The sequence below is a fragment of the uncultured Flavobacterium sp. genome (genome assembly GCF_963922255.1).
Classification (GTDB): Bacteria; Bacteroidota; Bacteroidia; order Flavobacteriales; family Flavobacteriaceae; genus Flavobacterium.
Genome location: NZ_CAWUIC010000001.1, coordinates 53,015 through 69,615, shown reverse-complemented (window position 1 = coordinate 69,615; position 16,601 = coordinate 53,015). Strand labels below are relative to the sequence as shown.

At 30.7% G+C, this 16,601-nt stretch carries 9 protein-coding genes; all 9 read right to left on the bottom strand.

Annotated features, from left to right (window positions below):
- Positions 1–99: 99 nt before the first annotated feature.
- Positions 100–684, bottom strand: coding sequence for a sigma-70 family RNA polymerase sigma factor (locus tag AABJ49_RS00270; RefSeq protein WP_338374973.1), 585 nt, complete (start codon positions 682–684; stop codon positions 100–102).
- Positions 685–915: 231 nt separating this feature from the next.
- A complete protein-coding gene (locus AABJ49_RS00265; protein ID WP_338374971.1) occupies positions 916–1,836 on the bottom strand; it encodes a glycosyl hydrolase family 17 protein in 921 nt (306 codons plus the stop codon).
- Positions 1,826–4,198: an MFS transporter gene (locus AABJ49_RS00260; RefSeq protein WP_338374969.1), complete on the bottom strand. Its 2,373-nt coding sequence runs from the start codon at positions 4,196–4,198 to the stop codon at positions 1,826–1,828. Before AABJ49_RS00260 ends, AABJ49_RS00265 begins: the two co-directional genes overlap by 11 nt.
- 20 nt (positions 4,199–4,218) lie before the next feature.
- A complete protein-coding gene (locus AABJ49_RS00255) occupies positions 4,219–5,706 on the bottom strand; it encodes a glycoside hydrolase family 30 protein (RefSeq protein ID WP_338374968.1) in 1,488 nt (495 codons plus the stop codon).
- Between the two features lie 4 nt (positions 5,707–5,710).
- Positions 5,711–6,997 (bottom strand): glycosyl hydrolase family 17 protein, encoded by a 1,287-nt coding sequence (locus AABJ49_RS00250; protein WP_338374966.1) that lies wholly within the window; start codon positions 6,995–6,997, stop codon positions 5,711–5,713.
- 4 nt (positions 6,998–7,001) lie between these two features.
- Complete coding sequence (locus AABJ49_RS00245; RefSeq protein ID WP_338374965.1) at positions 7,002–10,472, bottom strand: hypothetical protein; 3,471 nt, start codon at positions 10,470–10,472, stop codon at positions 7,002–7,004.
- Positions 10,473–10,598: 126 nt separating this feature from the next.
- The gene (locus tag AABJ49_RS00240; RefSeq protein ID WP_338374963.1) at positions 10,599–11,411 is read right to left on the bottom strand and encodes a glycoside hydrolase family 16 protein; all 813 of its coding nucleotides are present in this window, start codon (positions 11,409–11,411) and stop codon (positions 10,599–10,601) included.
- Between the two features lie 32 nt (positions 11,412–11,443).
- Entirely contained in the window at positions 11,444–13,360 is a 1,917-nt protein-coding gene (locus AABJ49_RS00235) for a glycosyl hydrolase family 16 (RefSeq protein WP_338374961.1), read from the bottom strand.
- A gap of 19 nt (positions 13,361–13,379) precedes the next feature.
- Positions 13,380–16,496 carry a glycoside hydrolase family 2 TIM barrel-domain containing protein gene (locus AABJ49_RS00230; protein ID WP_338374958.1) on the bottom strand — a complete coding sequence of 1,039 codons (3,117 nt, stop codon included), beginning with the start codon at positions 16,494–16,496 and terminating at the stop codon, positions 13,380–13,382.
- Positions 16,497–16,601: the final 105 nt, after the last annotated feature.

Sequence of the window (16,601 nt, the reverse complement as noted above, 5' to 3'; positions counted from 1 at the left end):
TATTGTATAAATGTTAAAATTATTTATTTCGTAAAAAAAAAGAACCATTTTGAGAATATCAAAATGGTTCAATAAGCATAATATATAACTAAACAAATATTAATTCGTCAAAACAATCTGATTTTTATCAATTAGTTTTCTTAAATTCATTAATGCATAACGCATTCTTCCAAGTGCTGTATTTATACTAACTCCTGTTTGTTCTGAAATTTCTTTAAAACTTAAATCTTCATACATTCTCATTACCAAAACTTCTTTTTGATCGTTTGGTAATTCTTCAATTAAGCGCTTTAAATCTATTTCAACTTGTTCCGTAATCAGTTGACCTTCAATAGTTGAGGAAGTATCTTTAAGAAATTCAAAAATAGAATATTCTTCTGTTTCTCTTGTCATTGGCATTTTCTTGTTTTTACGATAATGGTCAACAATAAGATTATGTGCAATACGAATTACCCAAGGAAGAAATTTTCCTTCTTCATTGTATGTTTTTGTTTTTAAAGTTCTAATAACTTTAATAAATGTATCTTGAAAAATATCATCGCAAAGATCGCGATCATTTAATTTTGAATAAATAAATCCGTAAATTCTCGATTGATGCCTTTCTACTAGTTGAGAAAGTGCTAGTTCATCTCCAGCTATATATTGCTGCACTAAAATTGCGTCAGGAAGTTGATTATTAGCCATAATAATACCTTTTAATTGGGGTTAAATAATTTTTAAAAAGTATTTTTATTTGCTATAGGCTAATTGATTATTAGTGATTTATGAGCCAAATATAACATAATTTTTGAATGAATTCCAAATTTAATTCAAAATTTTCTTGAAAAAAGTATCAAAAATGAATTTTTAAAATCAAATACTTGCGTTTTTAATCATAAAAAAGCTATTTCTTTGATATCATTATTTACAGATATTTTAATATTTTAATTTTTCATTTTTATCCCAAATTCCCCAATAAGCACCAACTTCTCCTTCTGCTCCTACTTTCCAAGATTCATCAAAAGAAGAAAAATAAAAAATATCAATATTTTCATCTTTTGACCATAATTGCGAATTGATAAAATATTTAATAGCATTTTCAGTTGATGGATGAGAATCTCTAAAACTTTCACCTTGACTTGGCCAACCTGTTTCGGTTATAATTACTTTTTTTCCGTTGGCAACACCTTTAGCTTGATGGTACATGCTCTTCATGTGTGCTAAAGAATAATCTACGGAACTTCCTTCCCAATAAGGATAACAATTGGTTAGAATGACATCACAAGCTTCTGTAATTCTAGGTTTGATAGTAAATTCATAATAAGCATCAACATATCCAACCGGAATATTGGAAGGAATTTCTTTTTTTACTTTGGCAATGAAACCTAATAATTCATCTTCAGACAAATCTTTTCTATACATTACTTCGTTTCCAACAGCTGCAATATCGACATAACCTTCTTTGGCTAATTTGATTAAACCTTCAATCTCTTTTTCGTTAATTTCTGGATCATTTCCTAACCAAGCACCTACAAGTGTTTTAATGCCATATTCTTTAGCTATAATTGGAATAAATTCATTTCCTTCTGTACATGAAAAAGAGCGTACCCATTTGGTATAAGGAGCAATAATTTTCATTCTTCTGCGAACTTGTTCTTCTGAAATTATATCTCCTGGTTTTTGTCCGTCTTCATATAAACTAAAACAAAGGCCGTGCATGCCTTTATTAAATACTTCATTAAAAAGATTTTGAATTTCTTGTTCTGATTTTTCAGTAAAATCTAAACCAACACCATAATCTGGATTAGCATAGTCAACAGTGTCTAAATAATCTATATAATCTTTTCTAAATGACATATGTATCGGTTAAATGTTCAAATTTTAATTTTTCATTTTTATCCCAAATTCCCCAAGCTGTTCCTACTGTTCCTTCTTGTTTTACTTTCCATGATTCATCGAAAGAAGAGAAATAAAATAATTCTATATTATTGGCTTTAGCCCATTCTTGAGAATTTACAAAATATTTCATAGCATTATATTGAGAAGGAATAGCTTCATCAACACTTTCTCCTTTACTTGGCCAACCAGTTTCTGAAATGATAATTTTCTTTCCTTTAGCAACCGTTTGAGTTAATTCCAACATATGATGTAAATAAGTAAGCGCAAAATCATTGTTAGCTCCTTCCCAAAAAGGATAAAAATTCACTAACAATAAATCGCAATGTGCTACAAGATTAGGTCTATCTAAAAACTGATAATAGGCATCAACATAACTGACTTTGACATTTGGCAAAGCTTTTTTAACTCTTAAAATATATCCTAAAAGTTCTTGTTCTGATATTTCATTTCGGTGTAAAACTTCATTTCCTACAGCAGCAATGTCAACTAAACCAGCTTTTCCTAATTGAATTAGCGATTCAATTTCTTTTTCATTTCTTGCTTTATCATCACTAATCCAAGCTCCTACAACTGTTTTTAATCCTTTTTGATGTGCGATTTCTGGAATTAATTCATTTCCTTCTGTACAAGAAAAAGAACGAATCCATTTGGTATGTGGAGCAATTATTTCTAACCTTCTTTTAATTTGAGATACCGATAAAATATCACCAGCTTGTTGACCTTCGACATAAGGACTAAAACAAAGACCATGTAATCCATCATTTAATATTTTTATATATTGTTCTTTGATCTCTGATTCTGTTTTTGAACTTAAGTCTAAACCATTTAAAGTATTAATATTTGTATCACTTTTGATTAATGATTTCAATTTGCCAGGTAAATAAGATGAAGATTGTTTTTTCTTTATTCCTTTTCTTTTGGCTAATTCTGCACTAATTTCTAATGCTCGTTCTTCTGATATATCATAATTTCGCATAACATACATGGCAATCAATGTTCCCATTATTGGAAATACTGAGAAAAAGATTCGTAAACCGGTTACTGCACCTTCTGGTTGAGTAGCTGCATTAGGAGTAAAATCTATTACATACATAATTAAACCACTCAAACCACCAGCGATAGCAAAACCAAATTTAACCATCCACCAATAAATCGCACCAAAAATTCCTTCACGTCGATGTCCGAAATTCAATTCATCTAAATCACAAACATCAGCTGTCATTGACATCATTAAGGTAAATAACCCACCAATTCCAAAAGAAAAGAAAGGTAAAGCTATTAAAAACAAATAGGGTTTACCAGGAACAAATAAAAACCACAATAAAATATATCCCAAAATTGAAATCCCTTGTGAAACTAAAAAAGCATTCTTTTTACCCATTGCTTTCGACATTTTAGCTACAATTGGAATCACAACAAAAGTCGTTGCCAAAGCACCAACACTTCCAAAAAGGGTTGGCCAAATCCAAGCTGCACCAGCATCACCATTAAATAAGTAATAAACAATTATAAAGAAAGAAAATGCAGCAACAGTATTAAATGCGTTGAAAATAAAAAAAGTAGAAATACATAATTTTCTAAAAGGTTTTAGTTTAAATGCTTCTTGAAAACCTTTTATAATTTCTTTAAAACTAGAACCAATATTTTTCATGGTCAACGGTTTCAAATTATCGTCATTTAAAGTGGATTTACTTTTAATAAAAATGGCTGGAACTATTGCCAAAATACCACATCCAACACCAACCCAAATGGCTAATGTTTGAGCTGCAATATCTGCTGAGGCAAACCATTCAGGATCATACATTATAACCCAAAACCATGGAGCAATTACCCAAGCCCATTGTCCAATCCATTGAGCGACAGCCATAATACTTGTTCTTTCATGAAAATCATCACTCATTTCATATCCCATTGCTACATAAGGCACACTGAAAATAGTGAGTCCCAAGTAGAACATTAACGACCACAATAGAAAGTATGTAAAATTATAAGAAATACCATCAGCTCTTTCCAACTGCCACATTAAAATGAATGAAATTGCCATTATAATAGCACCTACAAAAACATAATGACGTCTTCTGCCCCATTTTGATTTAGTATTATCAGAAATAAATCCCATGATTGGGTCAGTGATAGAATCGAAAACTCTAGGTAGGAAAAAAAGAATTCCCCACATCCATGTTGGAAAACCTAAATCTTGAACCAAAACAACCATAAAAATACCTAATGCTGCAGGAAACATTTGATTGGCTAACATACCTAATCCAAAAGCTACTTTTTGGCCCATCGGTACTTTTCCTTTTGAAGTATTATTTGACATAATTATGTGTTTTTAAATTATTATTTAATCACAACCGTTTGCAAAGCTTTTGCCGGAATTGTGATGATTCTTTTCTTGTTATTCAATTTCAATTCTACTGAATAATTAGTTTCTGTAGGATTAAAAATAGCAACTGCAATACTACCATCAGGGTTTTGTACTGCAGTTGAAACTACATTTTTAGAATCTGTTACACATCCAATTTTGACTGCTCCTGGACGCATAAATTTGCTAAAATGGGCCATCGTATAATATAGTGGTGTGAAATAAACCTCGTCTTTTTCAGGATCAACAATTACAGGAGCTACGCACCAGTTTTTGAACCAATTTGGTCCACCTTGTCGGTCTAAAACCATATTCCAATCAATCCAACCATCAACATAATTGTTTAAACATCCAATGATATCATTTGCATATCTATTTACTGGAGCGTATTTTGGATGTAAATATTTTTCTTTTTCACTTGCCCAATCCCAACCCCAATCTGTTGCTTCTTTTTTCCAATACCAAGCATCGTCTTGCCAATGTGGAATTTCTGAATCGACACAACCTTCTGTCTCAATTAAGTATTTATTCGGAGCCTTTTTGTGAGCATATTGTAAATCTTCTGGAAAAACTTCATACGTACTTTCATACCAATGAATAGCCATTCCTGCAAAATATTTTGAGGATTTTTCATCTCTGTACATTTCATCTGCCCATTCTTTTATTCCTGCACGGTTTTGGTCATAACCTAAAATTTTAGTATTTCCCCAACCGTTTTTTTCTAATTTTGGCCCCAAATGATTTTGTACAAAATCGGTCATTTCTTTTGGAGAAAAATGTGTGCTTTCCCAATTGTTTCCGTTTCCGTGAGGTTCGTTTATTACTGTTACACCCCAAATATCAATGCCTTCTTTTTTATAAGCTTCTAAATATTTTGAAAAATATAAAGCAAACACATCATTGTATTCTGGTAGTAATTTTCCACCCACATACTTTTTATTGTCTTTCATCCAAGGAGGACAAGACCATGGTGAAGAAATAATTTTAAATCCTTCTTTTGAAATAGCTTTAGCTTCTTTTATCATTGGAATTAGATCATCTTTATCATCTTCAATAGTAAAGTGTTCCAAAGTCATGTCATTTTCGACTTTAGCATAGGTGTAATTGTTTAATGAAAAATCACATGAAGCTATATGTGTTCTAGTCAATGAATAATTGGCACCTGATTCGCTAAAGTAAGCATCTAGCACTTTTTTACGCTTTTCTGAACTTAAGCGATTAAGTAATGAGGCCGAAGCTTCCGTAAAAGATCCTCCAAAACCAGTAATAGTTTGGAATTTTTCTTCTGAATTTAAATCAATCGTAATTAAACTATCTGCTTTTGTAAATTCTGTAACTTTAGTCAAAGTATTTCCAGAAGCTGACGTTTCATAAACTTCAATTTCTAGAGCATCATTTTTTTTATTACAATTAATCATTGTCATTATTAAAAAGGTGAAAAGTGTAGTTTTTAAATGTTTCATATGATTAATGATTTGGTGGAACTAAAACATTATTCATTAATTCTTCTTTATTACCATTGTATGTTTTGGTAATTGACATTCCATTTCGCTTTAAATTTTCGAATATTTTGTTGTCAACTGAATCCCATAAGGCATATTTTGCTTTTCCATCCACTGTAATTAGTCCGAAATGATTTTCAGAACCTAATGGATTGCCACTATCTTTCCAAGGTTCATCAAAAGCTTCAAAAATGAAACATGAGATTCCTTCTTTATTTGTCCATGCTCTCATAGCATTATAGTAAAGGGCTTGCTTGTATTCATCAGAAGCTTTTGAACCTTCATCACCATAAAAACCATCTGAACTTGAAGCCCAACCTGTTTCACCAATATGAATGGGTTTACTTGGATTGATACTTTTTACATAATTTTTAACCGTATTATATTGCATTTTGGCAAATTCTAAAGAACGATTCATAGCAGCATTTACTTTTTCTAAATCAGAAAGTGAATTTTCATCAGCTGGAATTTTCCAGAAATTTGGATTATAATGCGAATTATGATAAGGATAGGTATGCATAGAAACATAATCTACAGCTTGAATAAGTGCTTCTAAATCTTTTGTTTTGTAAACATCTTCTGCTCCACCCCAAGAAGCAAAATCATCAGAACATGTAACCCATAAATCTTTATCTAATTTATTATTCGTTTTAAATTCTTGTAAATGATTAACCCATTTTAAAATCACATTAGCTTGTACAAAATAACTGGTTGCCCATTTTACCATAGCTTCATTTCCAACTGCTATAATTTTTACAATTTCTGGATATTTGTTAGCTAATCGAACTGCTTCATCAATTTCTTTGGCATTTCTTTCACTTTCAACTTCATGATTGGGTTCTAATTCTGTCCAAGCGTTTTTGCAATCTATCCAAGCACCTAACATTACATACATTTCGAAATTTGGATTTTCTTTTTTTAATTCAGAAATTGCAATCAAAACATTAGAAGCATGAGCTAAATGAACATTATAAGTTCGAACCACTTTAATATTCATAGCTGCTAAAATCAGTAAATCTTCTTTTAATTGTGCTATTGTGGGTTGGACATCTCTTGAAGTCTTTCGATAACCACCATAACATATGGCTTGATAATTTGGATTTCCTAGTATATCTTTTGCAGTCACTTGTTTACTTTTTGGGGAATTACTTATTTTAGTTTCTTTTTTACATGAAAACATAATCAAAACCAATGCACTTATAGCAATAGATTTTAAGGTTATTTTAGTATGTAATAATGCCTTGCAATTCATTGTTTTATTTTAAATCGTTTGCTAAAACGTGTACAATTATTTGATTGATTTCATTAGTTCTTTCAAAAACTTGTTTGCTTGTATTTGCATCTAAAGTCAATGTTTCAAACTGTTTATTTGTATTGTCGTTGTATAGAACTTCAATACCTTTTTTATCGGAAATTTTATAAATAACTGGAATCTGACAATAAGTAAAACAAAGCGAATTTTGATGTAAGTCAATACTTTTTTGATTGAAATTTAAATCTACATACTTAAATGTTTTAGCTTTTGTAAGAAATTCATCTTTGCGTAATAAACATGGATTGAAGTATAATTTTCCATTCTTAACAAAAACACCTAACTCACCGAAACGACTTAAAATATCTTCTTTCACTTGACCTGTCATTCCTGGCTGTTGAGCACCTTTCCCGGCTGGAGTATGTGAATAAGGATCAGTTGGGAAAGCTCCGTATAATGCTGGAGATTTGTGCACACCAATTCCTTCATTAATTTCATAATAATATTCTAATAATCTTCCTATAATTTCTGGTGATTCATTTTCTTCAACAGCTTTCAAACAACATTCTTGAACCGCTAATTGTAGTTTTGAAACCATGTGCCAATAGATTGAACCCAAACCTTCGTAACCATAGAAAGTACCAGAACGACCTGTAAATGATTTGTGATTAAAAACTTCTTCAAAAGCTTGCAAAACCTGTTTTTTATCTTTTTGAAGTTTATTTGAATAAGAAGTTTTAGAAAGTGCTTCTAATGCTTTTTCTAAATCAGCTGCATTTTTAAAATTTCCATTGAAATGGTATTTTCCAAAACAATCTTTTTCGATAATCTGTGTGTTGTTATTGGCTACTAATTCTTTAAGTAATTCAGATTTTAAAACAGCTTCTTCTGAAATTGTATTTTTTTCAATGAATTTTGGTAATTCTTTGTTTGGATATAGAATGTAACTGTATTGGTCTTTTCTAAATAATTTGCTGCTTTTTAAACCATCTAAAACGCTTAAAGCTTCTTTAGAGGACAAATAGTCTGAACTTAAAACAGCAACTTGACCTTCAAGCATTTCGCTTAAATATGAGATTGAAACTTCTTTATCGTTTTCAACAGTCATTAAGTTATAAGCGTGATATAAATTGTCTGCTCTTTTATTAGCATCGATGGAATGGTCAATAAATTTTAAACTTACTTCTATAAATCGTTTTAAACCAGCCATGGAATGCGTTCTTTTATTTCCCCAAAAGCCATTTTGATACACTTGATTGCGATATTCTGAAGCAGCTTTCCCAAGAGTATCTAAAATTGTTTTCCTATCTAAATCAGTGAATTTTCCCTGTAATAAGTGTTCATATTTTATTAAATTTTCTCTTACAGCATGATAAAATTCTACCATTTCATTAGATAGTTTTATTTGTTCGACTTCCGAATTTTCAACTAAATTTTGGAAATAATTTAAGAATCTTCTCAAATAATAAAGTGTAACCATTGAAACACCATTTCCAACCAATGCATTATTGGCATCGTTCCATTCTGGTCTTTGCGTATTTAACCAAATTCCACCTTCAGGAATAAAATTGGACATTTTTGCTAAAACCGTAGCCAACATTTTTTCAATAAAGTTGACTTTATAAATTTCACCATTAGCATCTTTTAGCAAAGCTCCATCTGCACCAATTGTATTTCTTTCTTCACGAATTTTTAAATCTAATTTGTGATTAAATTCAATCGTGTCTTTTGGGTTCTTGAGAATATCTTCATACGATTTAATTACGTAAGGCACATTGGCATATACAAAAATATCGTTGTTAAAATACTCCTCTAATTTCTTGGGTTGGTGCTTTTGAATAATTTCTAAAAACTTCAACAAATAAATAATTTGATGATCACCCCAATAGCCAATATATGACCAAGGATTATCTTCTTCAATCGTTTCCCAATCAAAACCGTCTTTAGTTACTCTATATGGATTATACCCATCAAAAGTGGTTGCATTTAAGAATTTATGAATCATATTTTCAATAAACTCAGGAAAAGAATGAGCTAATGCTTCCCAATTCTGGAAAATATCTCTCCAATTTCCTTCGTAATCTAAAATTTTAGAACCGTCAATTTCACTTTGTGTATTAATTGAAAATTTATTCCATGGACGACTTGGATCACCGTGTCTTCTGCTGAATTTTAGTGGTAAGTATTCTAAACTTAATCTTTCAAAATCTGAATCATTTTGTTTAGAAGCAAATTCTTTTAAGGTTTCTAATGAAAATAATTCTGGTAACTGATTTAAATTGTTTTCTATTTTTTGGAAGACTAAAGTATTTGCCTTTTTTAGATAAGAACTAAAATCTTGTTTTTCAACTTGGTAATTAAAGTCAAAAATTCCACCGCGCATTATGTTGAATAATGTATTGGCAAAATGTCTTGTATCTCTTAAATTATCGTTGGTTAATTGCAAAGCATCCGAAGAAGCATTTAAGGCAATTAGTTTTTGCGTACCTAATTCAATATCATCATTAATTGAATTAGCTATATTTTTCTCAGTTTGAATGGTATTGATGATTTGAGCTACGTCAGAATGATCTTGATTTACATTTGCAACAAGCATCCATTCTTCTTTTGAATTTGCTTTTAAGTTGATTTCAGTATTTAAAAAATATGCTCCTTTTTCCCCTTTAATGTCGTTTTCTGGAGTAACTTTTTGTTTTTTTCTAAATTTTGAAAGTTGTAAAGACGAAACTAAATAATTTGGGTTTTCCAATCCTAATGACCAAACAATATTTGATTTTAGAGCTTCACTTGGTTCTGCTTTATCTACTATAATAGCACTTAGAGCATAAATTCCCAAACCACTTTTTTCATGCAATTCACTTCTTTTATAGGCATCGACCAAATTACTAGCTGCATTTTGTAAATCGCTACTAACACCATAAGGCAGGATATTTTGGATTCCGTCTAAAAGGTTTATTTTATAATTTTTATTAGAATTATTTACTAATTCAGACTTTCTAACGAAACCATATTTATTGCTTGAGTTCCATTGGTAGCTATAAGTAATTTCTAAATCATGATTGACTTCTTCAAATATTACTTTATTTCCATAAAGATTTTTATATAAATTACGGGAAATGGAATATATATTATCAGAAAATCGTTCCGAAAAAGGTTCCCAAATATGAGTTTGACCATTCAATTGAATTTGAAAAATAGATTTGCTGCCTGTTATGTCAAATGATTCTGTTATTTTATCATCTGTGTAATATGGGAAAAGAGCAAATTCAGCATTTTTTCTTCCAGCTGTTAAACCACCATTACTTGAAATAAACATCCAATGATTTGCATCACTTACTATACTCATAAAAAAGGGACGCATAGCATTGTTATTGGAAATTTTATAATATTTTTCACCATTTACTAAAACAATATCCATAGATACTTTTTCTGTATCTATTTCATTTTCATTACTTATGGTCTGATTATTATTCATGTTTTTCTTAAAGAATTCTATATTAATATTGTTTAATTTTAGACAAAGAAATCCTATATCAGGTTTTTACATAAATCCTGATTTCACAATTTTTTTGTATTAATTAAATATGTATTTTAAAGTTTTTTATTGATATATTCTCACGTAATCTACTAACATTTCTTGAGGAAAAACAGTATCTTGATTTGGAGATCCAGGTAAGTTTCCACCCACTGCCATGTTTAAAATCATAAAGAAAGAATTATTAAAAACCCAATCTCCAGGAACATCTTCTGGTTTCAACTGATTGTATAAAACATCGTCTACATAAAAATTAATGTAGTTGTTATCCCATTCTATCCCAAAAATATGGAAGTCATTATCAAACCTGTCATTCGTTAATGAATAGGATTTAGAAATTGATTCAGCTCCAGAGTAACCAGGACCATGTAAAGTCCCTAATACTTTAGTAGGGCTATTTCCTAAATATTCCATAATATCAATTTCTCCACATTGAGGCCATGAATTAATATCTATATCTGAACCTAACATCCAGAACGCTGGCCAAATTCCTTTTCCTGTTGGAAGTTTAATTCGAGCTTCAATTCTACCAAATTTTTGTTCAAATTTTCCTTTAGTTAAAATTCTTGCTGAAGTATATCCTGAACCCATAAACGATTCTTGACGAGCTGTTATTTTTAACATTCCATTTTCGACTACAATATTTTCAGGTCTATCAGTATAATATTGTAACTCATTATTACCCCAACCGTTGCTTCCTGTACCAATATCATAACTCCATAAATCAGAGTTAGGTGCACCATCAACATCGAATTCATCTTGCATAACTAACTGTGTTTTGGTTACAACAGTTTGTTTTTCATCTGTGGAACAGCTAACAAGTATAAGAATACTGGCTACTAAAAAGTACTTACTATTTAATTTATTTTTTAAAATCATTCTTTAAATTTTATGAGTTAATAATTAGCTTATTAGTTATGAAAATATATATTATCCAAATAAATAGTTCCGTTTCCATCAAATTTAAACTGAATTATATCAGAAAGATTGACAGGTGAAAATTCAGATAATGGAATTTCTAAACTTACCCAAGCACCGTTTGTTGGAACTGCTAAATTTTTTGGTGTTTCAACAGGTCCAGTACTAATTAAATATGCATTTAAAAGAGATGAATTAGTTGTGTAATAATCAATATGCAAATGTGTCATTCCTGAAACATTTTGACTAGTATTCAATTGCAAACCTTGATAGTTTAAGTTCGTGTATCTTAAAGTATTATTTCCAGCAATTGGAACTTGAGCAACAGCTGTAGCTTGACCCCAATTTGGATTATAATCTGCTCCAACATTTGTATATGCATCACTAAAAACAGATATTACGTTTGCAGCTGGAACAGTTGGTGTAGGTGCTGCCATTGTAGGAACAACAGGAACAGTTGGCACTTCATAAAAATAAATATTATCCAAATAAAAGTTAGTTAAAGGTGATCCGTTCACATTTTCATAAATGATAAGTCCAATATTATTTCTAGTTGCTAAAGTAATTGGAATCTCTAGTGTACTCCATGTATTAGCAGTAAAGTTAGAGGCATTAAAAAAGACTTGTTGGAATGTATCATCTCCACCTCCATCAGCTTGGTCAGGACCAAAGTCTTTAATTGTAATTAAGAAATCAAGATTAGATGGTACTTGTCCTGGAATATACATATTAAGATGCAGATTTGATTTTTGAGTTGCATCTACAGTTGGATTAGAAAATTGATTCCCAACAAAATTAAAATTAGTATAATTTAAAATATTATCTCCGTTAATAACAAAATCAGCAGATTGAGTCGTTTGAAAAGGTTGCCAATAACCATTAAAAAAATCTACAGGTACATTTGTGTAAGCATCACTAAAAATTGAAATTACGTTATTTGGATTTCTAGTTGGTGTTGGTGCTAATGTAAAATTACCTAGAGAATTAATTGTTATAGAATCTACAGAGTTTACACCACCTTCAAATTCATTAGTTGCAGGATTTAGAGTTCCTCCTATATTACCAGTTATGATAGCATTTCCTGAGCCTACAACATTAATTTGACCATTTGCATTTACAGTTGCTACACTTGAATTTGAAGATTTAAAAATAAAATATCCTATTGCTGGAACAACAATTTGGTTGGCTCCAGAACCTAAATTAAAAGTTTCTCTTAATCCTGTAATTGGTATTGAAACTCCAATAAAAGAATCAACTGTTAAATTAGTCCCATTGGCTATGGCTGGCATAGGTTGTGCGATAGTTCCTAATTTCTCAAATTTAATTTCGTCTATCCATAGAGTATATCCTAAACCATTTGTTCCTTGAGTACCAGCTGCATATCTAAACATACCTCGTTCTTGTACTAATTTAGAAGCATCTGGAATTGGTATAACATATTTTGTCCAATTTGTTCCAACACTTACATTGGTAATTGTTGCAATGTATTTATTAAGTATAAAATCTTCTCCAAAACCTATTTCTCCCACAGTTACACCTTGAGATGATTTAGCCCAAAAAGTAAGAGCATCATAACCTGATAAATCTCTACCAGCTCCATCAATTCTGAAAATTCCTCCTGCATATGCACCTTCTGAATCATTAGCATTTGGAACATCAATTCTTACCGAAGCTGAACTGTTATATCCAACTTCTCTATCAACAGAAAAAGCAGTAAATTTTGAATCTCCGTAAGGAAAATAAAAGTCGCTTCCCATTGCTACAAAATCATCTGTAAAGATTTCAGCAGTTTTTGAAAAAGTTGCAACTCTTGCATCATCAGACAAATCTCTTTCACAATTAATACTGATTATCAAAACCAATCCCAAAAGAAGTGTATTTTTTAAATAATTAAACTTTCTATTTTTCATTTTTTCAATTTTTTTAAAATTATTTTCCAATATTAATGTGAACATATGTTCTTATTTCCCATTCTGAACCGTTTCCAAATCCTACTGGACTAATTGCTGGAACGGCAGGAAAAGTATTTGGTGGAACAAAATTTGGAGCATATCTAGGAGAATATTGGTCTAAAGAACGCCAAATCCCCATGATTCCAATTTTTGTATCAGGTAAAATAAACCAATCTGGTTTTCCAACTGAAGTTGAAATATCTAATGAAGATTGTACTGGGTATGTTAAGTTAAAATCTCTGTGGTAATCAAATGGTCCCCAATCATTAATTTTTAATGAAGAAACTACTTTAACTTTTTTATACACTACTCTAATATCACCACCAAATCTTTCAATTAATCTAGTATCACTACCGTTTGCTTGTGCATTTCCAAAATAAAAGTTAGCTATTAATCCTAATTCTGGACTAATTTTCGAAACTACACGAGTATTATTTTCCCATAAATCATGAGCTGGTGCAGAATTTTCAAAAGCAAAAGAACTACGATTGCTTAAGAAACCAATAGCCGCATCTTGTGTTGTTGGCAAATGACGGAAAACAAAATCATTACTAAATGCAAATTTTGCGTCTTCAGCTCTATCATTATCCCATTCGTAAAACCAAGTTCCTGGAGTTGGATCATATGTAAAAAGTAATTCTCCACCAACTGTTTCTCTATTTGCTCGAACCACAAAAGGATCATCTTGAATATTTCTTAATCTTCCTGGAGCTTCAACATCATTTGGCATGGCTTCAACTATAGGTTTTTGCCATAAGAAATTTGGAGCTATTTGGAAATTACCAATTCCATAAGTAAAACCTGCTAAAAAGTTGGTTTGATTTCCACTTCCACTATCTTTCAATCTCCAACCTGTAAAAGTTTGAGTGTTATCAGCACCTCCATTGGCAACAAGTCCCATTATTGCTCCTTGAGTATAAACATTAAATGCACCACTTGAAAAAGTTATTTTAGCTTTTCCACCCCAATTGTCTTTTGTATTGATTTTATCAACTTTTACTACTCCATTATCTACTACTTGAAATTCTCTTCCATTTAATGGTTGTCCTCCCCAAATACCACCAAATTCAAATCCGAAGTCTGATACCTTAGTTTTAAAATAAACAGTTGCTCTCCTCGTTTTTGGTAAAGGAATTGCAATGGAAGTCAATGCTGCTGAAGCTTTTGAAATATCCTCATGATATACAGCTGCTGCATCAAAAACCCCTATTTTTCTATTGTATTTTAATAAATATGCTGGATTTGCTCCCCACCAAAGTTGTGGTCCAAAAGCCGCTTTTAATCCTTTTAAGCTTCTTTTTCCATCTACTTCAAAACCTAAAGTTTCTCCGTTGTAAATATCCAAGTTAGGTCCATAATTTGCCTCTGGATATAAGCCAAAGAAATCTCCTTCATAACCCCAATGGTAATGACCTGTTCTGTAAAAACCTCTAATTTCAAAATCTTTAGCATTCCATGTATATGAAGCATTATAAATTTGAACTCTATTTACATCATTAAGGGTTACATTTCCATTATCTGTATTTACTGTAATTGGTCTACCTCTATTTTCATAAAATATTTCGTTTATTGGATTTTGAGCAACATTTCCTAAAATATTAACATTCACATTTGCTTTCATGTTTGGTGCTGGATTTCCTTCTACACCAACATAATAAGATTGCATGTGATCAAAACCTAGTTTATTAGGATAGGTTGTGTTGTTTGGATCTTCATTTTCAGGAGTTGTAATTAAACTTCCTCCAGTACTAAAAGTTGTGAATTCTGCTCTTAAGTTACTGATTTTTAGAATATTTGAGTCATTTCCACCCAGAGCAGCTTTATCGCCTCTTGCTCTTAAAACAGCATCCATTAGTTGAATATTACTAAAATATCTATCAATACTTTCTAAAGAAGTTCCTTTCTCATATGGATTAATATTATGCGCGTCTTTCAAAGCATAATAAGCTGCACGTGGATATAAAGTATATAATCCTCTAGCATTTGTTGGACCTTTAGCACAGATTCCAAACCATTCTTCATTCATGTTGTTCTCACCAACTATATAATCTGATTGGTAACCACCATTTGACCATGAAGCATTATTATCATGAACATCTAAGTTAGTTGTTTGTCCGTATTTCCACCAACCATCACTAAACTGGAAAGTAAATCCACCTAATGAATTATTAGCTTTTCCTAAACCAGCTGCATTTTCATATATTTCTTTCCAATTATTTACCATGTAATAAGCTTGTGATTTTTGATCTTCAGCATTATCAATGGCATTAAAAGCATCTGCTCCAAATTCTGTAAATAAGATTGGTTTATTTAATTTGTTTTTTACTTCATCAAAAGCATTTCCAAAAGAAACACCTCTATACATGTTAGTTCCTAATATGTCAATATCTTTACATTCTTCGGCAATAATATCTAAAAACAGTAAATCACCATTACAAATTGCCATTGGGTGATTTTTATCTATTTTTTTCATTTCTACTACTGCTTCATTAAACAGTGCATACATATCTTTTGCTCTGATAGTAGATTTTCTATCTTCTAAAGGAATATCTTCAGTTTCTGCTCCATCCCAAAACAATCCATAATTATTTTCGTTTCCTAATAGAAACAATAGTAATCCTGGTGTATTTTTATATTCGTCAACCATTTCTTTAGCTTCTTTAAGAAGTAATTCTTTTGTTGCTGAATTGGAATAATTGGTATTAGGAGTCCAAACACCATTTATTGTTAAACCATATCTACCAAATGAATGATTTAACATTGTGTAAATTCCATATTTTTCGTAGATGTATGTAATCCATTTTGGTTGAATTCCTGTGTATTGACGAATTGTATTTACACCCATATTTTTCAAAAGACTCATTTCATCATCTAATGCAGCTTTAATAACTTCATCGGATTGATTCCATAAACTATAGGAGTAATTAGTTCCAATTGGAACGTAATCCCAATTCATTCCATTGATAAGAAAATCTTTGCCATTGACAACTAATTTCATGCCCTCAGAATTACTTTCAACCATAACCTTATCAGCTTGTGCATAAATGGTAGATGAAAAACATCCAATAATTAGTAAAAAAATAATTTTTCTCATTTGATATACTTGTGTTTAGATTTTAATGTAATTATTGTTCAGATTTAAGAAAATTGTTTTTTATGATATTTTGTTTTTTTAAACATTTATCATTCTACAAAGCTT